Origin of the sequence: Luteirhabdus pelagi, from assembly GCF_016827595.1 — a bacterium.
GTDB lineage: Bacteria > Bacteroidota > Bacteroidia > Flavobacteriales > Flavobacteriaceae > Luteirhabdus > Luteirhabdus pelagi.
Map to the genome: position 1 here is coordinate 1 of NZ_JAECMS010000002.1, position 20,497 is coordinate 20,497.

Here is a 20,497-nt window from a genome sequence, read left to right on the forward strand (position 1 = left end):
AGCGAGAGGTCGCCGCCCGTGACGAGCCCGTTGCGGCTCGTCAGGTCGAACGTGCTCACCTGGTCGTCGGGGGCGCTCCCCCCAACCTCGTCGTCGCAGAGCTCATAGGCCTCCGTAGGCTGCACCGCCGCCGGGAGCGGGTCCACGAACAGCTCCAGCTCCTCGATCGAGTAGCAGCCCTCGGCAGTGCCCTGGGCCGTAACCGAGCCGGGCGCCCCCACCACCAGCACGTAGACCGTCTGGGAGCCCGGCACGACGTTCTGGTAGGAGCCCGGGGACGCGATCGCCTGGGAGTAGTCCGGCGCCGTCAGCGCAAGGTCCCCGGCGGCCACAGCGTCCGCCAGCTCCGCGTACCAGTAAAGGTCGTACTGCGACGGGTCCAGCCCGCCAAGAACACCGGGCGCCGAGAGCGTCAGGTCGAAGACCTGCAGCCCGTCCCCGTCGTCGTCGCACAGGCGAAGCGGATCCGGCGCCTGCGTCGCCGGGGTGTCGCGCACCTCAAGGGCGAGCTCCACCACCGAGTAGCACGTGCTCACCGAGCTCTCAACGCGCGCCCAGACAACGTCCGAGTACGGGTTGTCGTTCATGTACGGGTCCACAAGCTCCAGGAAGCCGTTCTCGGCGTTCAGCAGAGAGCCGTGGTAGGTCACCGTAAGGTCCGGGTCACCGCCGGTGATGTCAGCGTCAGCGTCGTGAAGAAAGAACTCACCGAATCCGTCGCTGTCAGAATCGCAATAAACCAAGGGGGAGGGTGAATCGTTTACCGTTAGTGGTGGCGAAAATTCTACAAATACCTCATCAGTAGCACCACAACCTGTACCGCTTCCTTGTGATGTTTCGACTTGATATGTTCCTTCCGTTGTAACAACCAATGTACTATTCGTTTCACCTGGTAAGATATCATACATTCCTGTCGTAGTATTCAAAACATACCATTGATAGGTTGTGCCTGCAGTAGGGTTTGCAACTCCAATCGTATATTCTTCACCTTCACATGGAGCATTACCAGAATCGATTGTAACATCGGGGCCTAAATCAACTCCAAGATTAAATGAGCCTTCTTCTAAAAAGACGGCAAAGTCGAAAGCACTATCACCATCATCCGCTACAACCAATTTTATGGTATACGGATTTCCAGCAATTACGCTTCCCATGGCAGTTAAAGAAACTGTTTGGCCATTGTATTCGATGGGAGCTGTAGCTGCCGGTACAAAGGGAACTGCAGGATTACCAAAATCTGCATTATATTGTTCGAAATACTCTTCATTTATCGCCGCACATTGACCAGGCACTTCATAACGGATATTTGTTACTTGAATTGGCGTAGTTGTGCCAGGCAATACTGCTAGGTTTTGAACCACCCCTGTAGCTTGATCTGTGAGGATAAAAGCAAATGCATCTGAAAATGTACATTCGAAGTTTTGATCATATTCCTCAGAAGCCATAATGAAATTGAAGCTAATTTCATCTACGTTCGGTACGAAGTCAAATTCGAGAAAAGATGCGTTATTAGTACTATTAGCGGGTACTCCAAGGATTGTTTCCAAATCGGTATCTCCTTCCCAGGCCGATGTTCCGACACTAACTGTTCCCCCATTGGGCCCAGGCGCATCGTTTACGTCGCCACTCGTTAGTATAATACCGCTTGCAAATGGAAAACCAGAGCCATTTGCATCAAATGCCCCAATTCCATTTGCTTGTCCAAAGTTCGTTCCGGTGCTTAAGACGAAATTTGATACGTCGGCACACGTGCTGTTTATCAGAATATCCTCTACAAGTTGTTGGGCAGTTAGGCTATCGTCTATAGTGATTTGCGATATCCCGACATAAGAGAAGAGTAAAAAGATAGAAAGTAAAAATTTCTTCATAGATAGGGTGTTAACTTGCCAAATATATCGATATCTATGCTTTTCTTTTTATAATTTTGCAAAAAAAAGCTAGAATGTCACAATATACCATTTCCATTGAACCCACCAAAAATGAGGCGATTGTAAAATTTGTTGCAAATTCATTCCTGACAAGGTTCGAAAGTTTTGAATTTAAAAACATCGATGAAGCGAAACCAAGTCCATTGGCTCAGCAACTATTTCATCTTCCATTTGTTAAAACGGTTTATGTCTCACAAAATTTTATCGCTATTGAAAAATTTTCCATTGTAGAATGGCAGGATGTCCAAGAGGAGGTAAAGGAGGCTATTGAGGAATATCTCAATAGTGGTAAATCAGTGTTAGCAGAAGTACAAAGGGAAGATAAGAAAAAGGTTCCCGTTACGGTATATGCAGAGAGCACCCCCAACCCTATAGTGATGAAATTTGTCGCTAACAAGCCTTTGGTCGAGGGTGTTTTTGAATACAAGGATATCGACGAGGCAGAACATGCACCCTTGGCGCAAGCTTTATTCTCCTTCCCTTTTGTAAAAGAAGTATTCATTAGCGCGAATTATGTGTCGATTATGAAATACGACGTGGCAAGCTGGGAGGATATTTCACTTGAACTCCGCGAGTTCATCAAATCATATATAGAGGATGCCAAGCCTATTCTAACTGATGCAGCTTTAGATCCGAGTAGTGAACAAAGCACTCCCGTTCAGCAAAAACGCGAAAACTTCAGTTCAACAGAAAAAGAGATTGAAGCAATTTTAGAAGAGTATGTCAAACCTGCTGTAGCAGGTGATGGCGGACATATTGCCTTAGATTCTTTCAATGAGGAGACACAAACGGCTAGAGTATTGTTACAAGGAGCCTGTAGCGGCTGTCCTTCTTCAACGGTTACCTTAAAAAATGGTATTGAAACCATGCTGAAAGAAATGATGCCAGGACGGATTTCTGCGGTAGAAGCAATCAATGGATAGACCTAGCAAGGCGTTGCCACACTGATATTTAACATCGATTCCATTGGTTTTGCAAGCATAATGTTGTATTTTAATGAATGAATTTTAAAAAATACAACTATGGCAGTTTTAAAAGTTATTGAAGTATTAGCCAACTCAAATGAAGGTTGGGAAGATGCTGCACGAAATGCAGTAAAGCAAGCATCAAAAAGCGTTAAGAATATTAAATCTGTTTATGTTCACGAGCAAAGCGCTACTGTTTCAAATAATGATATTACCGAGTATCGCGTAAACGTCAAAATTACATTTGCCGTCGACTAAAACTACGATGCATGCAATGTACGCTTTTGGATATATTTTCAGAAGCGTATTTTTTATTAGTCCAATCAAGAAAACTTACGTTAGTTGAATTCATTACAACACGAGAGCAGTCCCTATCTTCTTCAACATGCTAAAAACCCGGTTTATTGGAAACCGTGGAACAAGGAGGTATTAAAGCAAGCTCAAGAAACTGAAAAATTGATGGTTATAAGCATTGGTTATGCTGCATGCCATTGGTGCCATGTCATGGAGCACGAAAGCTTTGAGGACATGGGTGTAGCAGAAATCATGAACGATCATTTCATTTCGATTAAGGTAGATCGCGAAGAACGTCCCGAGGTCGATCAGTTATATATGAATGCGGTGCAACTAATGACCGGACGCGGTGGATGGCCTTTGAATGTTGTTACATTGCCGGATGGACGCCCTGTTTGGGGAGGCACTTATTTTAGAAAAGAGGAATGGAAAAGTGCACTACTGCAACTTCAGAAGCTGTATGAACAGCAACCTGAGACCCTTCACGAGTATGCTACTAAATTAGAAAAGGGAATTCAGGACTTTGATCTTATAGAGCGAAATGAAAATGAAATGGCGCTGCAAAAATTCGACTTACAGTCTATAGTAGAGCAATGGAAGCGCAACTTCGATTTAGAATGGGGCGGATTGCGTGGCGCTCCTAAGTTCATGATGCCGAGCAGTCTTGAATTTTGGCTTCACTATGGAATACACACCTCGGACGCCTTGCTTGAATCGCATGCCCTACGTACCTTAATCAAAATGGCGCAAGGAGGATTGTATGACGCTATCGGTGGTGGTTTTGCCCGTTATTCGGTAGACGAACGTTGGCATATCCCCCATTTTGAAAAGATGCTATACGATAATGCCCAATTGATTTCCCTATATAGCAAAGCATACGCCCACTCAAAAAATCCACTTTTCAAAACGGTTGTAAAAGAAACTATATCATTTCTAGAGCGAGAGCTAAAAGATAATATTGGCGCCTTCTATTCTTCATTAGATGCGGACAGTGAAAATGAAAACGGCAGGATGGAGGAAGGTGCTTACTATAGCTTTACCGAACAAGAATTGAAGAAAATCTTGGAAGATGATTTTTCTTTATTCAAAGAATACTTCAACATAAATTCCTTTGGCAAATGGGAGGAAGACAAATTTGTACTAATCCGTAAAGTAGCCGACTCAGAATTTTGCGAGAACCATTCGATTTCGGAGGAAGATCTTGAGGCTAAAGTGAAGACTTGGAAGACCAAATTATTTTCCTTCCGAAACAAACGAAAAAGGCCCAGGTTGGATGATAAATCGCTAACCTCTTGGAATGGATTGGCCTTGATTGGCTTGGTAGATGCCTATAAGATATTTCAGGAACCGAGTTATCTAAACTTGGCATTAAAGAATGCCAACTTCATACTAAGGTATCAAGTAAAGAAAGATGGCAGTCTTTTTCACTCTTATAAGAATGGAAAATCGACCATTCCAGGGTTTTTAGAAGATTATGCTATGGCTATATCGGCCTTTATATCGCTTCACGAGGCTACCCTCGATAAAAAGTGGCTGAAACTTTCGCAACAGTTAACTGACTATTGTATCGAGCATTTTCTAGATACGAAAACCACTATGTTTTACTTCACCACAGAGGAAGAAAAAACTCCGGTAGCGAGAACCATGGAATATCGCGACAATGTAATTCCGGCTAGCAATAGCATCATGGCTCATAACCTTTTTCATTTATCACATTATTTTGAAAATGAAACCTATCATACGCTAGCAAAACAAATGCTCTTAAATGTACTACCGGAAATTGAAGCGTACCCAACAGGTTTCTCTAATTGGTTACAACTTTTGTTGAAATTTAGGCAACCCTTTTATGAAGTTGTACTAATGGGCAATGATGCGGAGAATAAGCGGCGTGATTTACAAAAAGAATATATTCCAAACACGCTATTCACAGGTAGCGAAACAGATGATTCCTTACCCTTAACCCGAAATCGGTTTGTTTCTGATAAAACCTATGTGTACGTTTGTAAGAATAACAGTTGCAATCTACCTCAAACTGAGGTAAGCGAAGTTTTAAAAATGCTTAAAAAAGAAAAAAAATAATATGGAAAAATTTAATGACCTAGAGTTTTACGTTGAAAAATACGGACAAAAGCTCATCGATTTTTTACCGAATCTCATTACTGCGATTTTAATTCTTGTTATCGGGCTTTGGATTATCAAGTTCATCAATCGCATGGTAAAAAAGTTTTTTAATAAAAAGGAATATGACGTAACGCTTGAAAATTTTGCAGCAAGCCTTATTAGTTGGGGATTGAAAATACTACTTTTTGTATTGGTAGTAACCCAGCTGGGCGTAGAGTCGGCTTCATTGGTAGCTATTATTGGTGCTGCTGGTTTGGCAATTGGTTTGGCACTTCAAGGTTCTTTAGCCAATTTTGCTGGTGGTGTTTTGATTCTTATCATAAAGCCTTTCAAGGTAGGGGATTTCATTTCAGCTCAAGGTGTAGATGGAACCGTTAAAGAAATTTCCATTTTTAATACAAAGCTGACTACTTTCGGTAACCAATTGGCCATTGTTCCCAACGGAAAGCTCTCTAACGATAACATTATTAACTATACAGAATTAGGAGTTCGAAGAGAAGCATTGACGTTTGGCATTAGTTATGACGATAATATTAAGGAGGCTAAAGACATCTTACTAAAGCTGGTTAATGAACAGGAAACAGTTTTACAGCTTGAGGATAAAATTCCGATGGTTGTAGTTTCGGAATTAGCAGATAGTTCCGTAAATCTGTCTCTACGCTATTGGGCGAAGAACGAGGATTTTTGGAACCTACGCTGGCTCGTACTTGAAGAAGGCAAGGCTCGTTTAGAAGCTGCTGGAATTACTATTCCATTCCCACAGCGAGATGTCCATTTTTTTAATGAAAGTGAGGAAAATAAAAGTAACTAATCGAATTATCCAGCAATAAAATCCTTAAGATAATAAGGTTCGAAATAGGCGACATTTTCATAGTCGCCTATTTTATTTTTGGCTGCTGCCAACGCTATCATTTGTTTTGCAGAAGGTAGTATATCATATTGAAAACTAGCGTTGGGATGTTTACATATTTCCTTAAACTTTTCGGCGCCACTTCCAACAAACATCGTTCGTCCTTTATCGAGGTATTCTTTAAAAGAAGTCACTTCCAGTATCTCGGCTTTGGTATTCCTTAGTTGTTCTTTCTTTGAATTGAATATAGCCGAATATACTTCCATTCGTCTAGCATCTAACATGGGCACGATATAATCGCCCTCGAAACCCACATGGGCTAGCGAGGAAAGTGTGGGAATTGAAATAAGTGGAATGTCAAGTGAGAAACACAATCCCTTCGCTGCAGAAACCCCAATTCGAAGACCTGTATAGGATCCTGGACCCTTGCTAACAGCAATAGCATCTATTGCACTGTTATCTATCCCCGCTTCTTCAAGCACCTCATGAATATAACCGTGTAATCTTTCGGCATGGGAGAACCCTTTTTTGGCTCCTTTTGGATTATCTTCTCGGATTGAAAGCAGATGTCCATCGACAGCAAGTGCGACCGAACAATTTGTGGTAGCGGTTTCTAATGAAAGAATAGTTGCCATGCTACTACTCTTCTATAGATTCTTCCGATGTTACTTCGACCATATCACCGTCCTTTAGACGCTTCGTAACGGTGGTATATGGCCCTGTAATGACGGTTTCACCGGATTCCAAGCCGGAAACTATTTCAATATTGCTATCGTCCTGAATGCCGGTTTTCACCACCCTTAGATTCGCTTTTTCGCCATTTTTAATAAATACGGCTTCGAACTTGTCATCGGTTGCAGTCTTTACTTGATTCTTATTAGTATTCGTCGTATCGCTTTTGATTACAATAGCGCTAATCGGTACTCCGATAACATCATCTTTTTGCTCCGTAATAATATCGACAGTAGCAGTCATTCCTGGTCTAAATGGCGAATAGCTATCGGGCTTCCCTTCCATCAAGTCCTGATAGGATTTTGGAAGGATTCGAACCTTTACTTTAAAATTCGTTACCTGATCGGCAGTTAAGGCAGTTTCAGGAGAGTTTGCGATTTCTGTTACGATGCCTTTAAATTCACGTTTTAAATAAGCATCTACTTCAACTTTGGTCGAATCGCCAACTGCTACCTTCACAATATCGTTTTCGTTCACGTCTACCTCCACTTCCATATTGCTCAAGTTCGCCACACGCACGATTTCCGTACCTGCCATTTGAGCAGTCCCCACTACCCTTTCACCCAATTCGACTGGAAGCTTACTGATAGTCCCGCTCATCGGCGCGTAAATGGTTGTTCGAGAAAGGTTGTCGCTCGTCTGCTTTACATTTGCTGCAGCACTTTGAACATTGTAATAAGCAGATTCTACATTGGCCTGAGACATTTCATAATCGGCCGTGGACTGATCCCATTCGGCTTTTGAGATTACGCCTTTTTCAAATAATTGCTTATTACGATTATAATTATTTTCGGCATTCTTCATGCTTGCCCTGGCTTGACTAAGCTGAGCTTTCGCATTTTGAAGACCTGCTCTAGATTGACTTAGTGCCGATTGGATAAGGTCTGGGTTAATCTTAACCAATAAGTCGCCTTTTTCCACCTGTTGACCTTCTTTAATAGGGAGTTCGATGATTTCACCTGAAACTTCGGAAGACAAGCTTACTTCTACCTCAGGCTGTATTTTTCCTGTAGCCGCAACTGTTTCAACAATACTAATTGGCTGAATTTCGGTAACCTCAACTTGCTTGAAATTCCCGCTCTTTCCAAACCATCCCATTTTCTTGCCTGCGATTAATACGATGATAAGCAAGATAACGATGGCAACAATCCAAATGATGGTTTTTTTCTTCATGGTTAGAATTTTAATTCGGTCGGTTCTACACCAAAATACAACTCTAATACTTTCAATCTAAAGATATAGTTATATTTCGTTCGGTTTAATTCGATATTCGCATTGTTGAAACGCAATTTCGATTGACTGAAATCGAAGGCATTGGTCAAGCCCACGTCGTATCGTTCGGTAGCATACTCGTACGCTAGTTCTTGGGATTCGAGTGAAGCTACCGCCGCCTCATAAGCCTTTAGCGCTCCTTTTGCATCTACGTAGGCCTGATATACGTTACTTTCTAAATCCAGTTTTGCTTGTTCTAGTTGATATTTTGCTCGTTCTACATTTACCTTACTTCGCTTTACATTACTTCGAACAGAAAAACCGTTTAAGATTGGAATATTTAATTGAAGTCCATACCCAATACCATCATTTTGATAAAGCTGATCGAAGAATGGTTCGGCGCCTACTTGCGTGACAATAGTATTTGGAACTTGACCCACAACCGCCTGACCAGTATCTTCAACGACACCAATCTGCTCAGTGCTAAATGGATTATCAGGATCTAGATCTTGTGTAAAGCTCGTTGCGTCGGTATAGCGTGTATCATAACCGAAGAAAGCTGTTAGCGTGGGATAATAAGCGCCACGAGCAATCTGTAAATCCTTTTCCGCTAACGCTACATTGTCCTGTGCAATTTGCACCTCTTGACGATTTTGTTGGGCGGAATCAATTACTGCAGAAACCGGAACGTTCAGAATTTCCTCTCCAATAATTTCATAACCCTCATCGGCGATATCGAATGTTTTATAGTCCTTTACCTGAAGTAATTGCGCTAAACTTATCAATGAAATGGTTACCGCATTTTCAGCTTCAGCAATGCGTTGTTTTTCGGTAGCATCAGTCGCTTGAATCTCTAATAAGTCACCTCTTGGCAATGTTCCAGCATCTACCAATTGGTTGGTTCGATCTATCTGTTCTTGAGTAACTTCGTTTTGAGCGATGATAGTTTCTAGATTTGCCTTATTCTGAAGTACTTGCAGGTAATTGTTTGCGATAAAAAGTGTAATATCATCTTCCATTTTATCTAAACGGTGTTCGGCTGCTAATTTTGAAAGCTTTGCGCGCTGCACCTGTCGGAAATTTCGAAGACCATCGAAAAGTGTATATCCCACATTAACACGCCCCGTAACAGATAAGAATGTAGTTGTTTGCGCATTGTTTGTAACGGGGTTAAAGCTTAATCCTGTATTTTCAGACACACTACTATTAAGGTTAATGGATGGCAGGAAATTTCCGATTGCGTCCAGTTGATCGGCTTCGGTTACCCGAACGTCCAATTCGCTTTGCTTGATGGAAATGTTATTTTCCAAAGCGTGCTGAACACATTCCTGTAAGGTCCACACATTGTCTTGTTGTGCCAATGCGAAAGGACCTAAGCAGGCCAATAGACTAAATAATAGAATTTTTCTCATACTACTTGATAGTTGCTGCATAGGTCTTGCAATTTTCAAAAGTGTTACACTTTTGTTTAAAACTAATAAATTTAATTGACGGTATTTAGAAAGATTGAGCAGGTTTTACTTGATTCCAAACCTTTATTTTATCGTCTTTAGATAGGCCGTCGATTACTTGAACCTGGATACCATCGCTTATTCCAAGTTCGACATCGCGACGTTCGAATTCTTGCTCGCCTACGGCTACTTCAACAAACGGTTTTTGTGTTTTAGGATCGTATTGGACCAACCCTTCTTTAATCGTCATAACGCTATCGGCACGTGCTAAAATAATAGATGCGTTAGCACTAAGACCCGCACGAATAAAAGTGGTATCACCTTTCTTTAGACTTCCTTTTATTTCAAATTGAATAGCTCCATTCTCCTCTACACCCTTCGGAGCAATATAGTCGAGTATGGCATCGAATTTTTTATTCTCGATGGCCCCAACGGTGATTTCCAATGGAAGGTCTTCTTCAATTTTTCCTACTTCACTTTCGTCCACTTTTCCTTCAAAAATCATTTTATCTACATCTGCCAAGGTAGCGATGGTTGTTCCATCGTTAAAATTGTTGGCTTCAATCACCTGATTTCCTACTTTCACCGGCACATCCAGCACCATTCCCGATACGGTTGCTCGAATTTCAGTATTAGCAGAAGCCCCTAACCCTGTAGTGGTACCGGTTTTAACGATATCATAATTTTGGCGCGCTCCTGTTAGGCTTACCTGCTCCTGCTTGTAACGTTGTTGTGCCTGGTTGAATTCCAATTGCGCTTGGTCGAATTCGTTAGCTGAGATTACTCCTTTTTCGAACAGTTCCTTTTGTCGGTTATAAATACTTTGTTGGTTTTCGAAAGCTAGTCTTGCTGTTTCAACCTGTGTTCTTGCTTGATTGATAGAGTTCTTTGCACTGGTTAGCGAAGAAACATTTGGCACCACCTTTACCTTTGCGATTAAATCGCCTGCCTTTACAATAGCACCTGCTTCCACAAAAATCTCGTCGATAATTCCAGAAATATTGGGTTTAATAAGCACTTCTTCTTTAGGGACAATACTTCCCGTAGCCACCGTTTTCTTGATTATGGTATTGGTCGTTGGACTTTCAGTAGAATAAACCGTTGGATCTTCTGCGTTCTTGGCCCACAGCCAATACATCGAAACTCCAAAAAGTACCAAGATGGTAACTAAAACAATGATGGTTCCCGTTTTTTTCATAGTATAAATGCTAGACTTTATAATTCAATATTATTCGGCACGCAATGCGTCGACCGGTTTTACTTTTATAGCGGTTTGCGCTGGAATTAGCCCTGCCAACAAACCTGATACGATTAATATTACTAAGGCGATAACAACGACGCCTATATTCACACTTGGATTAATAAACATCATTTCACTGGTATCCATTCCGTCCAAAATAGAATTTACAAGTACCAATACTCCAGAAGCCAATGCTATACCCGCCATTCCTGAAATGATAGTAAGGAAGATAGACTCCAGCAATACTTGTGCGCGAATGCTCCAAGGGGTAGCTCCCAATGCACGGCGAATTCCAATTTCCTTGGTCCGTTCCTTTACGACAATAAGCATAATGTTACTGATACCAATAATTCCTGAAAGCAATACTAAAACCCCAACAAAATAAGCCACAAAATTCAAGGCCGTAAACAGGCCATTAATTTTGCTATATTCTTGATATAAGTCGAAGTTCCCAACGGCTCGATCATCTTCTGGATGAATAGAGTGTCGTGCTTTCACCACATCGAAGACCTGTTCCTTTAAATTTGTAATAGAAGATCCATCTTGGGCCGTAATAGCCATCCAACCTACAATATCACCCATATTGAACGCTTGTGAAAAAGCCGTGAAAGGAACATAAATTTCCTTCTGTGCTTCTTCAGCATCACCGCCACCGTTACTCTTCTTCTTATAGATACCGACCACCATGAAATTAACGCCATTGATTTTGATATAGGTACCAATAACTTCCTCGCCTGGATCGTAAAGACCTGTCTTTACTGCTTGACCGATAACGGCTACTTTTCGCTTATCGTTAATGTCGGAATAATTCAAAAAGCGACCTTCAATAATATCCATTGGTTCCTGTTGGATGATTTCAGGATAGTCGCCATACACATTATACGCTCCGGTTTTAAGTCCGCGTACCACATTGTTTGAGCCTCTGAAACCACCTAGTTGATTTCGTGGCGATACAAAGCGGAGGTTGGGAACCTGCTGTTTGATGGCCTCGACATCCTGAATCTTAAAATTATAACGACGCCCTTTTGGCAATCCTTTATACGGCTTCGAAGCGGTTTGTGTCCACATGAACATGGAGTTCGTTGCCATTCCGTCGAAGCCTTGTTTCACTCCGTTTTCCAATCCGTTTCCAGCGGCCAATAAAATAACGAGAATGAAGATTCCCCATAGTACTCCAAACGCAGTTAGCAACGTTCTGAACCAATTTGAGCTCAGCGCTTCTAATATTTCACTCCAACTATCCCTACTAAATATTTTACTCATCACGTAAGGCAACTATAGGTTTAATATTTGAGGCTCTATAGGCAGGGAAAAATCCTGCTATGGCACCAGCAACGACCAAGATTATCACCGTAGTAATGGCTACGCCAAAATCTACGGAAGGATTACGGATGTAATCTGTTTCGATTAAGGGTCCCACCATTTCCAATAGGAATAGGCTAAAAATCAATCCAAAAAATCCAGCAATGGCCGTTACGAAGATCGATTCGTGTAGAATCATTCCGATAATGGAAAGAGGCTGTGCTCCGATGGCCTTTCGGATACCGATTTCCTTAGTACGCTCCTTTACGATAATCAGCATAATATTACTGACACCTACAACTCCTGCAATGATGGTACAGATCCCTACACCCCAAAAGAAATAGCGAATCATATCCATCAAATCGTAAAATCGTTTCGCATTTTCCAATGAATTATTAATATTGATTGCGCGCTCATCAGTTGGCGCTACCGTGTGACGTGTTTTTAAATCCGTTTCCAGCTGTTGACTAAACGCTTCTGATGCTGCTAGGGCTTCTTCAAAGTTATCTTTCTGTTCTAGTGTAAAAACCATACTGCGCAAGCGGTCTCCAGCATTGAATACGCGTTGTGCAGTAGTAAGTGGTATAAAAACTCTGGTTTCTTCACGTTCTCCTCCAGGGTCGGTATAAATACCTACCACCTTAAACTTTACTCCGGTAACTTGTATATATTCACCAACAGCGTTTTTCCCTTTAAAAAGATCTTGATAGACTCTATTTCCAATGATAGCTACCTTCTCATACTCATTTAAATCTTTCTGATTGATATACCTTCCAGCGACAAGGGTTTCATTTTCTAGAAACTGATAGTCGCCACGCACCCCTTCTATTCGATAGCTTCCAGTTTCATTTTTGTAAGTGGTAAGACCGCCCCAAATACTATACACGCCGGATCTGTATTCCAGCTTATCAATATTCTTATTTTCGGCAAGTTCATAATCCTGGTTATCTAATTGGATACGTCTACCGGGATTCAGTCCTTTATATTCTTCCGAGGTAACACCTGTCCAGACGCTAATACGATTGGCGGCATCGTCCTCAAATTCCTTCGCGATTCCATTCTGCATTCCTTGTCCGATAGCCAGGAGAATAACCAAAATGAAAATTCCGGAAGCTACCGATAGCCCCGTAAGAAACGTGCGTAATTTATTTTTACGAATCGTTTCAAAAATCTCCTGCCAACGTTCTATATTAAACATGGGAAAGTGCTTTCTCTTTGGCTTCCTTCGCTCGTACTTGGGTTACTTTAGAATCGTCTAGAATGATACCATCCTTGAGATTTACAATTCGCTTGGTCATATGCGCAATATCCTCTTCGTGTGTGACCACAAGAATTGTTTTGCCTTCATCGTTAATACCTTGAATTAGCTCCATCACCTCATAGGAAGTTCTTGTGTCCAATGCTCCCGTGGGCTCATCGGCCAATAGCACTTTCGGATCGCTTGCCAAGGCTCTAGCAATTGCCACACGCTGTTTTTGTCCGCCCGAAAGCTCATTAGGAAGGTGATCTGCCCATTTAGCAAGTCCGACCTTATCTAAATAGTGCATGGCTTTTTCAGTTCTCAGATTACGATTTACACCTTGGTAGTATAATGGCATCGCAACATTATCTAGAGCCGATTTATAATTGATAAGGTTAAAAGATTGAAATATAAAACCAAGAAACTGGTTTCGGTACTTGGCTGCAATGCGTTCGTTAAGATTTTTGATAACTTTCCCATCGAGTGTATAGGAACCTTCATCTGCTTCATCCAGCATTCCTAAAATATTCAAAAGGGTAGATTTCCCCGACCCAGAAGACCCCATGATAGAGACCAGCTCTCCTTCAGCAACATTGAAGTTGATTCCCTTTAGCACATGAAGCGAATTATTCCCCATGTGATATGATTTGTGAAGGTCTTTTATTTTAATCATAATACTCTATAAATGCAAAGAAACGGTACGAATTACCGTTTGTCATGTTTCAAATTACAAAAATAAGGGATTTCAGCTTCGCTACTCGGTTAATAGACTCTTTGCGGAATATTTTGTTACAATTACAAATGTGAAGGTTTTGTTAATTGTCCTCCAATTTGGCCTTCTTCCGCGCGCGGTAAATGAAATACCCCACACCACCAATCAATAGGTATGGAAAAATCATCAGATATACGATTCCATTATTTATCCCTCTTGCAGCTCCGCCTCCTTCTTCACTTTCCAACACTGCTCTACACATAGCACATTGTGCCTCTGCCGAGAGTGTCATGAACAGCAATAGGATTAGAAAAAGGAAAAAGGCTCTCAACTTCATGGTTATTGATAATAAGGTGAAATCATAAGGTATACAATTACTCCTGTAACCGCAACATAAAGCCATATGGGAAAGGTTATGCGTGCTATACGCTTATGCTTGTAAAAATTACCACTAATCGCCCGAACATATGTAATTAGCACAAAGGGAATAACCGTAATCGACAAGACAATATGCGTTATCAAGATGAAGAAATACACGTACCGGATCCAACCTTCACCACCATAAGGCGTAGAATGGGAGGTCATATGGTATGCCACATACATCAACAGAAAAAGAGCTGATAGCACGATAGATGATTTCATCAACAATTCATGAGCGTTCCGTTTTCCTCTTCGAATGAAATATACCGCTAAGATTAGCAAGACAGCAGTTATCCCATTAATGGTCGCGTAGATGGGCGGTAAAAATGACAAATCGTATCCTGGGATGCGAATCGTAAATAAAATGGCGACAGCTACTGGAATAGCAATCGACAATATCCATATCCATAATTTGTAGCGTTTCGAGACGTCCGAAGACGTGGTGGTATCGATTTTATCTTTTTCCATGTTATAGCAATTTCTTAATATCCTCTATTAGCATATCGATGCCTGATTGTGATAGTCCATCGTAATAAATAAGGGGATTTCCATTCTCATCGATTCGGGAGCGAACATTTCCCTCCTTATCGATTAAGGCGAACATTCCAGAATGCTCAAAACCACCTGCGACTTCTTCATTTTCTGCAGCATACAGTTTAAATCCTTCATTCGACAGCGCCATAACATCGCTGCGATCGCCTGTCAAAAAATTCCAATGCGGGTGTGAAACCCCAAGGTTTTCAGCATATGTTTTTAAGGCTTCAGGTGTATCATTTGCAGGATCGATGGTTATGGAAGCAATTCCGAAATCGTTTTCCTTTTGAAAAGCTTTTTGTACCTGCAGCATGTTATCGTTCATTACGGGGCAGATACTCGGACAGGTAGCGAAGAAGAATTCAACCACATATACCTTTCCATCGTAATATGCATCGGTTATTGTATCCTTATGTTGGTTTACAAAAGAATAGTTAGGCACTTTACTAATGGTAACCATGTTATCCTCTAGGTCGGTTTCAGACACTACATTCTTCGCATTTTGGGTACTCATGCGGTCCATTTTTACCACATCGTCACCCTTCAAGCGGTCGACCATTTCAGGGATAACGATAATGCCAAAAATCAAGATAATGACGGCCAATCCTATATAGGAATATTTCTTTTTCATCGGTTCTTCTTTAGCGATCTGCTTTGTATTTTTTTAGTGCTCTACGGTATTCTGCTAGCAACACCTTCACATCGTCGCTCATTTTATTGTTAATTTCCGCTATATCCATGGCATTATACCCATACATCATTCCCACATCTTCATCGTCATTTCGTCCGCGTAAATTCCCTTCCTTATCGATTATAAAAACATAGGGAGTATTCGTGTTATTTTCTAGAGAATAAGGAACTTTCAGCGATTGGAACATACTGATAATATCCTTTTCGCTTCCGAAAGCAGATATCCAACGTTCTGTTGAAGCTATTTCGGCTACTTTATTTTCTAAGGTAAGCGCATCTTCCGTTGCCGCCTTAGGGTAGATAAAAAGAAATTGGAACTCTTCAAATCCTTCATTTTTTTTGAAGATTTTATGTGCTAGGTTATAGGCCCCGATTTTATATTCCATTGGGCTCCTTCCCATAAAAGCCAAAACAGTAATATGGTCTTTCAAGGTAACCGCTTCTCCCTCGGCTGTTTTAAAAGCGGTAGGTTCTTCTATAGTTTTTGAAAGAACGGGAAGTTTCGCAAAATTGTTTACGCCCGTAGCAAAAAACATATACACAGCAATGGGTAGAATGAACAGTATGCTGAGCACCACATATTTTTTCATAGCAAGAAAGAAAAATCTGATGCAAAAATACAGGCTGGGCGTTTGGTGGACAAGAATTTAAATAAATTTTTCATGAAACAAAAAGCCCAGCAATAAATGCTGGGCTTTTCAATGCTTTTATTAGGACTTTAGAAGTTGAACTTTATATAATTATTTCTATATACTTCGTAGATATAGTCTCCTTCTATAAGAAGAATCAAAACCAAATAACAGATAAGAAATACCGCTGTCCAAATAACGGCTCTACGCAGGGAGGACTTTTCGTCTCTCATGTGCATAAAGTCCCATGTAATATAATAAGCCTTCACCAATGTAAGAATAATAAAAATCCAGTTTAGCAATTTCATTGCCAAAAACTTGGTACCCGTAAGGAACTCTGGTTTCACTATACCCAATGCGACCTCTACAACGGTTACGATAGAAAGTAAGATAAATACCCCCCATATTTTTTGAATATTTGACTTAAACTTTAAGGAGCCCTTAAAAATTGCTAATTTATGTTCGTGTGCCATTTTAATTTTGTTTCAGCGAAGAATATTTATACAAGATAAAAGAAGGTAAATACGAATACCCAAACTAAGTCTACAAAGTGCCAGTATAATCCGACCTTTTCAACCATTTCGTAACTTCCACGGCGCTCATAAGTTCCCAAAATCACGTTGAAAAATATGATAATATTGATGATAACCCCAGAAAAAACGTGAAAACCGTGGAATCCAGTAATGAAGAAAAAGAAATCTGCAAATAACGGATGGCCATATTCATTGTGACGAAGATTTGCGCCTTCAACCACCAAAGCACCATCGTTGGTAAGCTTATTAATCGATTCCTCGCGAGAGAGTACCGTAGGCTCGCCCGCTTCATTTAAATATTGCGTTCGTATTAAGATTTCGTCATTTGCCAAAAAACCAGCTTTTACTTCTTCAAAAGTATAGGTAGTTTGCGTTGCTTCCTGTTTATACCAAACGCCATTACTTTCGGCATGTGATTCCCGTGCACCTGGAATATTGGTTGCAAAATCAGCAATAGCAACGCGTTCGCCTTCTGTATTCAAAAATTGAAGGATTCTGCCTCCTTTGGTCTCCACTGCTCCATAGTCACCTTTTATAAACGTTGCCCATTCCCAAGCCTGTGAGCCTACGAAGGCAATACCGCCTAATATGGTTAGGAACATATAAAGGATAACTTTATTCTTTTGCATTTTATGGCCCGCATCCACGGCAAGTACCATGGTTACCGAAGAAAAGATCAAGATAAAGGTCATCAAGGCTACATAGTACATCGGTGCCTCTACTCCGTGTAAGAACGGAAAGTGGGTAAATACTTCATCGGCGATTGGCCAAGCATCGATAAACTTAAACCTTGAAAATCCGTACGAGGCCAAAAACCCTGAGAATGTCAGGGCATCGGAAACGATGAAAAACCACATCATCAATTTCCCATAACTTGCCCGAAGCGGACGGTTTCCACCACCCCAAGTTTTGCCTTCGGTACCTGTTTTTACAACAGTAGCTTCCATAAAAAAGTTTGGTTTTTTAAATAGGGTTCAAAAATACAATTAATTTTTATCTATAGAAATAGAAAAACAAAAACAGGTAAACCCATAGAATATCCACGAAATGCCAGAAAGTAGCGGCTAGTTCAACCCCAACGGTTTTCCCATTAATATATTTCAGTTTATAATGATTATAAATTACGACCAATAGGCTTATCAGCCCTGCCGCAATGTGCGCTATATGAAGCAAGACAACCAAATAAATAAAGGATGTGGTTATGGTACTTTCACTTCCGGTAAAATAATATCCGTTTGCGATGATTTCTGAGAATCCAGTGAATTGCAGCCAAACAAATGCACATCCCAGTACAAATGTCGAGACCAAGGCTATCATTCCCATGCTATTTTTTTCGGCCTGAATCGATTTTTTCGCCCAATGCATGGTGGCACTACTCAATATAATTACGGCCAAACTAATATAGAAGGCTTGGGGAATTTCGAAGTCGGTAAGCCAATCGGGACGTTCCTTGCTTACTACGTAAGCACTCGTTAATCCGGCAAAGCTCATTCCTAAACTGATAATTCCGAACCAAAGCATCATTTTTTTAGCGCGTTGCTGCTTTCTTTCCTCGGTTCCTTGTGTATAGTCCATTTATCGAATGAATTTATCGGCTACATAAATAATTTGTAGCAAGGTGATATAACTGACGCTCGCTAGCATTAATTGGCGGGCGGCAATCGCTGTTTTTAGTGTATAAAGTCGGATAGCATAATACAACAACCCTACTCCCAAAATTCCAATAATTATGGCACTTATTGGAGTTATATATAACCTACCCGTTACCCCAAACGCCGGTATGAGTGACGTTAGAACGGTCCAAATAGAATAAAGCACTACCTGAATGGCTGTTCCTTTATCGCGTTTACCGGTGGGCAACATATAGAATCCCCCTTTTCGATAGTCTTCAAATAAAAACCAACCAATTGCCCAGAAATGCGGAAATTGCCAAAAGAACTGAATCATAAAAAGCGTTCCTGGCTCTATTCCAAAATTATCGGTAGCTGCCACCCAGCCTAACATAAATGGAATGGCCCCAGGAAATGCCCCCACAAATACCGAAAGCGGTGTTCGAGTTTTCAGCGGTGTATAGAGTGCCACATATAAAAATATAGATAAGGCCCCGAACATAGCCGTGGTTGGATTGATGGCATATAACAATGCAATTCCAGCTAACGTTAGAATACTTGCCAAGACAAATGCTGCAGTGACCGACATTCGGTTTGCTGGCAAGGGTCTATTTTTAGTACGCTCCATTTTGGCGTCCAAATCGCGTTCGATTATCTGATTGTACACATTTGACGCCCCAACCATACAATAGCCTCCAACACAAAGGAGCAACAATATCACGTAATCGATTGACGTAGCACCAAGCAAATAACCAGCTATGGAAGAAAAGACGACACTTACCGATAATCGGAATTTTGTGATCTCCTTAAAATTGCTGACGATAGCAACGGGAATGGATTGTGTTTGGGTTACGGCCAAGCTCATGCTGTTTTAACGCTTCGAAAGGCGCTTGTAAGCCTTGAAGTTTCAGGGTGCAAAGATAGTGGAACTCGTTATTTTCCACAATAAATTAGTAGACTACTTTCCACTTTAATGTCTAAGTTTTTTAGTATTTTCCGTCCTTCAAAAACCAGACAGATGAAATTTTATATAGCAAGCTTTTTTCTATTCTTTACAATCCTTCTAATCGGTCAAAATGATACCGGTAAAGAAACCAATACCAAGGTGATTCAAGTAACCAATTCTATCTATATGATTGAAGGCAAAGGAGGTAATATCGGCGTGCAAATAGGAAATGACGGTGTTTTAATGATCGATGATCAATATGCAGCGGCATCGGAGGCAATTATGGAGGATATCGAGCGACTGAGTAAAAAGCCTATTAAGTTTTTAATCAATACCCATCATCACGGGGACCATACCGGTGGAAATATGAACTTTGCAAAGGAAGGCGCCATCATTTTCTCGCATGAAAAGGTACGTGAGCGCTTGCTTTCCATGGTGGGAAAGGACGATAAGCTTTTTGATGAAGACCACCTACCAGTAGTAACCTTCAACGAAGAACTTAAAATCCATTTTAATGGCGAGGCTATTCACGCCTTCCATATTGAAAGCGCCCATACCGATGGCGATGTAGCCATTTTCTTCCCTGAAAGCAATGTGCTTCATACTGGCGATACCTTCTTCAACGGAAAATATCCCTATATCGATTTGGAATCTGGCGGAACGCTACAAGGTTATTTAGACGGACTTCAACAATTGAAAATGCTAGCCAATAAAGATACCAAGATTATTCCAGGCCACGGTCCTCTAGCAACAATTGATGACTTTGACGAAACTATCGGAATGCTTACCTACCTATGGAAACAGGTGACCTATCATTACAAAAGGGGAAGAGAATTAAAGGATATTATTCAGATGAAGGACATTACAGCTGAATATGAAGCTAAAAATTTCGGAAAAGGATATGTTACAGCAGACAAAATCATTACAACTATTTATAATGAAGTGGTTCGGATGGAGGGTCCAGTAGAAACGGGTACGATGGAAGAACGGCTTCAGAAAAAATTTAAAAAGCAGCAGGAGGCCAATGAGAAGAATGGAGGATGATGTGGAAAATTCAGAATGAAGAATTCAGAATTCAGAATTATGAA

21 protein-coding genes are annotated in these 20,497 nt (G+C 41.1%); 5 read left to right on the forward strand and 16 right to left on the reverse strand.

Going from position 1 to position 20,497, the window contains the following annotated elements; genetic code table 11:
- Nucleotides 1-1,868: choice-of-anchor L domain-containing protein (locus I4Q58_RS04830; protein WP_203294388.1), on the reverse strand; the 1,868-nt coding region annotated here is incomplete at its 3' end.
- Between the two features lie 74 nt (nucleotides 1,869-1,942).
- Between I4Q58_RS04830 and I4Q58_RS04835 the strand changes: the two genes are divergently transcribed.
- The 4 genes from I4Q58_RS04835 to I4Q58_RS04850 all read left to right on the forward strand — a co-directional run bounded on the left by I4Q58_RS04835 (nucleotide 1,943) and on the right by I4Q58_RS04850 (nucleotide 6,119).
- Entirely contained in the window at nucleotides 1,943-2,851 is a 909-nt protein-coding gene (locus I4Q58_RS04835; RefSeq protein ID WP_203294390.1) for a NifU family protein, read from the forward strand.
- Nucleotides 2,852-2,950: 99 nt separating this feature from the next.
- On the forward strand, nucleotides 2,951-3,151 hold the full coding sequence (locus tag I4Q58_RS04840; protein ID WP_203294392.1) for a dodecin family protein: 201 nt from the start codon (nucleotides 2,951-2,953) through the stop codon (nucleotides 3,149-3,151).
- Nucleotides 3,152-3,235: 84 nt separating this feature from the next.
- On the forward strand, nucleotides 3,236-5,266 hold the full coding sequence (locus I4Q58_RS04845; RefSeq protein WP_203294394.1) for a thioredoxin domain-containing protein: 2,031 nt from the start codon (nucleotides 3,236-3,238) through the stop codon (nucleotides 5,264-5,266).
- Between the two features lies 1 nt (nucleotide 5,267).
- Nucleotides 5,268-6,119: a mechanosensitive ion channel family protein gene (locus I4Q58_RS04850; protein ID WP_203294396.1), complete on the forward strand. Its 852-nt coding sequence runs from the start codon at nucleotides 5,268-5,270 to the stop codon at nucleotides 6,117-6,119.
- 5 nt (nucleotides 6,120-6,124) lie between these two features.
- Here the strand turns inward: I4Q58_RS04850 and tsaB are convergent, their stop codons facing one another.
- The 15 genes from tsaB to cyoE all read right to left on the reverse strand — a co-directional run bounded on the left by tsaB (nucleotide 6,125) and on the right by cyoE (nucleotide 19,328).
- The gene (tsaB, locus tag I4Q58_RS04855; protein WP_203294399.1) at nucleotides 6,125-6,793 is read right to left on the reverse strand and encodes a tRNA (adenosine(37)-N6)-threonylcarbamoyltransferase complex dimerization subunit type 1 TsaB; all 669 of its coding nucleotides are present in this window, start codon (nucleotides 6,791-6,793) and stop codon (nucleotides 6,125-6,127) included.
- A 4-nt stretch (nucleotides 6,794-6,797) separates the two neighbouring features.
- Complete coding sequence (locus tag I4Q58_RS04860; RefSeq protein WP_203294401.1) at nucleotides 6,798-8,063, reverse strand: efflux RND transporter periplasmic adaptor subunit; 1,266 nt, start codon at nucleotides 8,061-8,063, stop codon at nucleotides 6,798-6,800.
- A gap of 2 nt (nucleotides 8,064-8,065) precedes the next feature.
- Complete coding sequence (locus I4Q58_RS04865; protein WP_236002842.1) at nucleotides 8,066-9,535, reverse strand: TolC family protein; 1,470 nt, start codon at nucleotides 9,533-9,535, stop codon at nucleotides 8,066-8,068.
- A gap of 64 nt (nucleotides 9,536-9,599) precedes the next feature.
- Nucleotides 9,600-10,751: an efflux RND transporter periplasmic adaptor subunit gene (locus tag I4Q58_RS04870; RefSeq protein ID WP_203294403.1), complete on the reverse strand. Its 1,152-nt coding sequence runs from the start codon at nucleotides 10,749-10,751 to the stop codon at nucleotides 9,600-9,602.
- 30 nt (nucleotides 10,752-10,781) lie between these two features.
- Nucleotides 10,782-12,047 (reverse strand): ABC transporter permease, encoded by a 1,266-nt coding sequence (locus tag I4Q58_RS04875; protein WP_203295549.1) that lies wholly within the window; start codon nucleotides 12,045-12,047, stop codon nucleotides 10,782-10,784.
- A gap of 1 nt (nucleotide 12,048) precedes the next feature.
- Nucleotides 12,049-13,293 carry an ABC transporter permease gene (locus I4Q58_RS04880; RefSeq protein ID WP_203294406.1) on the reverse strand — a complete coding sequence of 415 codons (1,245 nt, stop codon included), beginning with the start codon at nucleotides 13,291-13,293 and terminating at the stop codon, nucleotides 12,049-12,051.
- On the reverse strand, nucleotides 13,286-14,008 hold the full coding sequence (locus I4Q58_RS04885) for an ABC transporter ATP-binding protein (protein ID WP_203294408.1): 723 nt from the start codon (nucleotides 14,006-14,008) through the stop codon (nucleotides 13,286-13,288). The genes I4Q58_RS04880 and I4Q58_RS04885 overlap by 8 nt, the downstream gene beginning before the upstream one ends.
- A gap of 142 nt (nucleotides 14,009-14,150) precedes the next feature.
- Entirely contained in the window at nucleotides 14,151-14,384 is a 234-nt protein-coding gene (locus I4Q58_RS04890; RefSeq protein WP_203294410.1) for a hypothetical protein, read from the reverse strand.
- A gap of 2 nt (nucleotides 14,385-14,386) precedes the next feature.
- On the reverse strand, nucleotides 14,387-14,935 hold the full coding sequence (locus I4Q58_RS04895) for a DUF420 domain-containing protein (protein WP_203294412.1): 549 nt from the start codon (nucleotides 14,933-14,935) through the stop codon (nucleotides 14,387-14,389).
- A gap of 1 nt (nucleotide 14,936) precedes the next feature.
- The gene (locus I4Q58_RS04900) at nucleotides 14,937-15,632 is read right to left on the reverse strand and encodes an SCO family protein (protein WP_203294414.1); all 696 of its coding nucleotides are present in this window, start codon (nucleotides 15,630-15,632) and stop codon (nucleotides 14,937-14,939) included.
- Between the two features lie 10 nt (nucleotides 15,633-15,642).
- Nucleotides 15,643-16,281, reverse strand: a complete 639-nt coding sequence (locus I4Q58_RS04905) for a hypothetical protein (protein ID WP_203294416.1) — start codon at nucleotides 16,279-16,281, stop codon at nucleotides 15,643-15,645.
- Nucleotides 16,282-16,409: 128 nt separating this feature from the next.
- Nucleotides 16,410-16,793: a cytochrome C oxidase subunit IV family protein gene (locus tag I4Q58_RS04910; protein WP_203294418.1), complete on the reverse strand. Its 384-nt coding sequence runs from the start codon at nucleotides 16,791-16,793 to the stop codon at nucleotides 16,410-16,412.
- 26 nt (nucleotides 16,794-16,819) lie between these two features.
- Nucleotides 16,820-17,800 (reverse strand): cytochrome c oxidase subunit 3, encoded by a 981-nt coding sequence (locus tag I4Q58_RS04915; RefSeq protein ID WP_203294420.1) that lies wholly within the window; start codon nucleotides 17,798-17,800, stop codon nucleotides 16,820-16,822.
- A 46-nt stretch (nucleotides 17,801-17,846) separates the two neighbouring features.
- Nucleotides 17,847-18,428: a cytochrome c oxidase subunit 3 gene (locus tag I4Q58_RS04920; protein ID WP_203294422.1), complete on the reverse strand. Its 582-nt coding sequence runs from the start codon at nucleotides 18,426-18,428 to the stop codon at nucleotides 17,847-17,849.
- Entirely contained in the window at nucleotides 18,429-19,328 is a 900-nt protein-coding gene (gene cyoE, locus I4Q58_RS04925; protein WP_203294424.1) for a heme o synthase, read from the reverse strand.
- 153 nt (nucleotides 19,329-19,481) lie between these two features.
- Between cyoE and I4Q58_RS04930 the strand changes: the two genes are divergently transcribed.
- On the forward strand, nucleotides 19,482-20,453 hold the full coding sequence (locus tag I4Q58_RS04930) for an MBL fold metallo-hydrolase (protein WP_203294426.1): 972 nt from the start codon (nucleotides 19,482-19,484) through the stop codon (nucleotides 20,451-20,453).
- The last annotated feature ends 44 nt before the right edge of the window (nucleotides 20,454-20,497 follow it).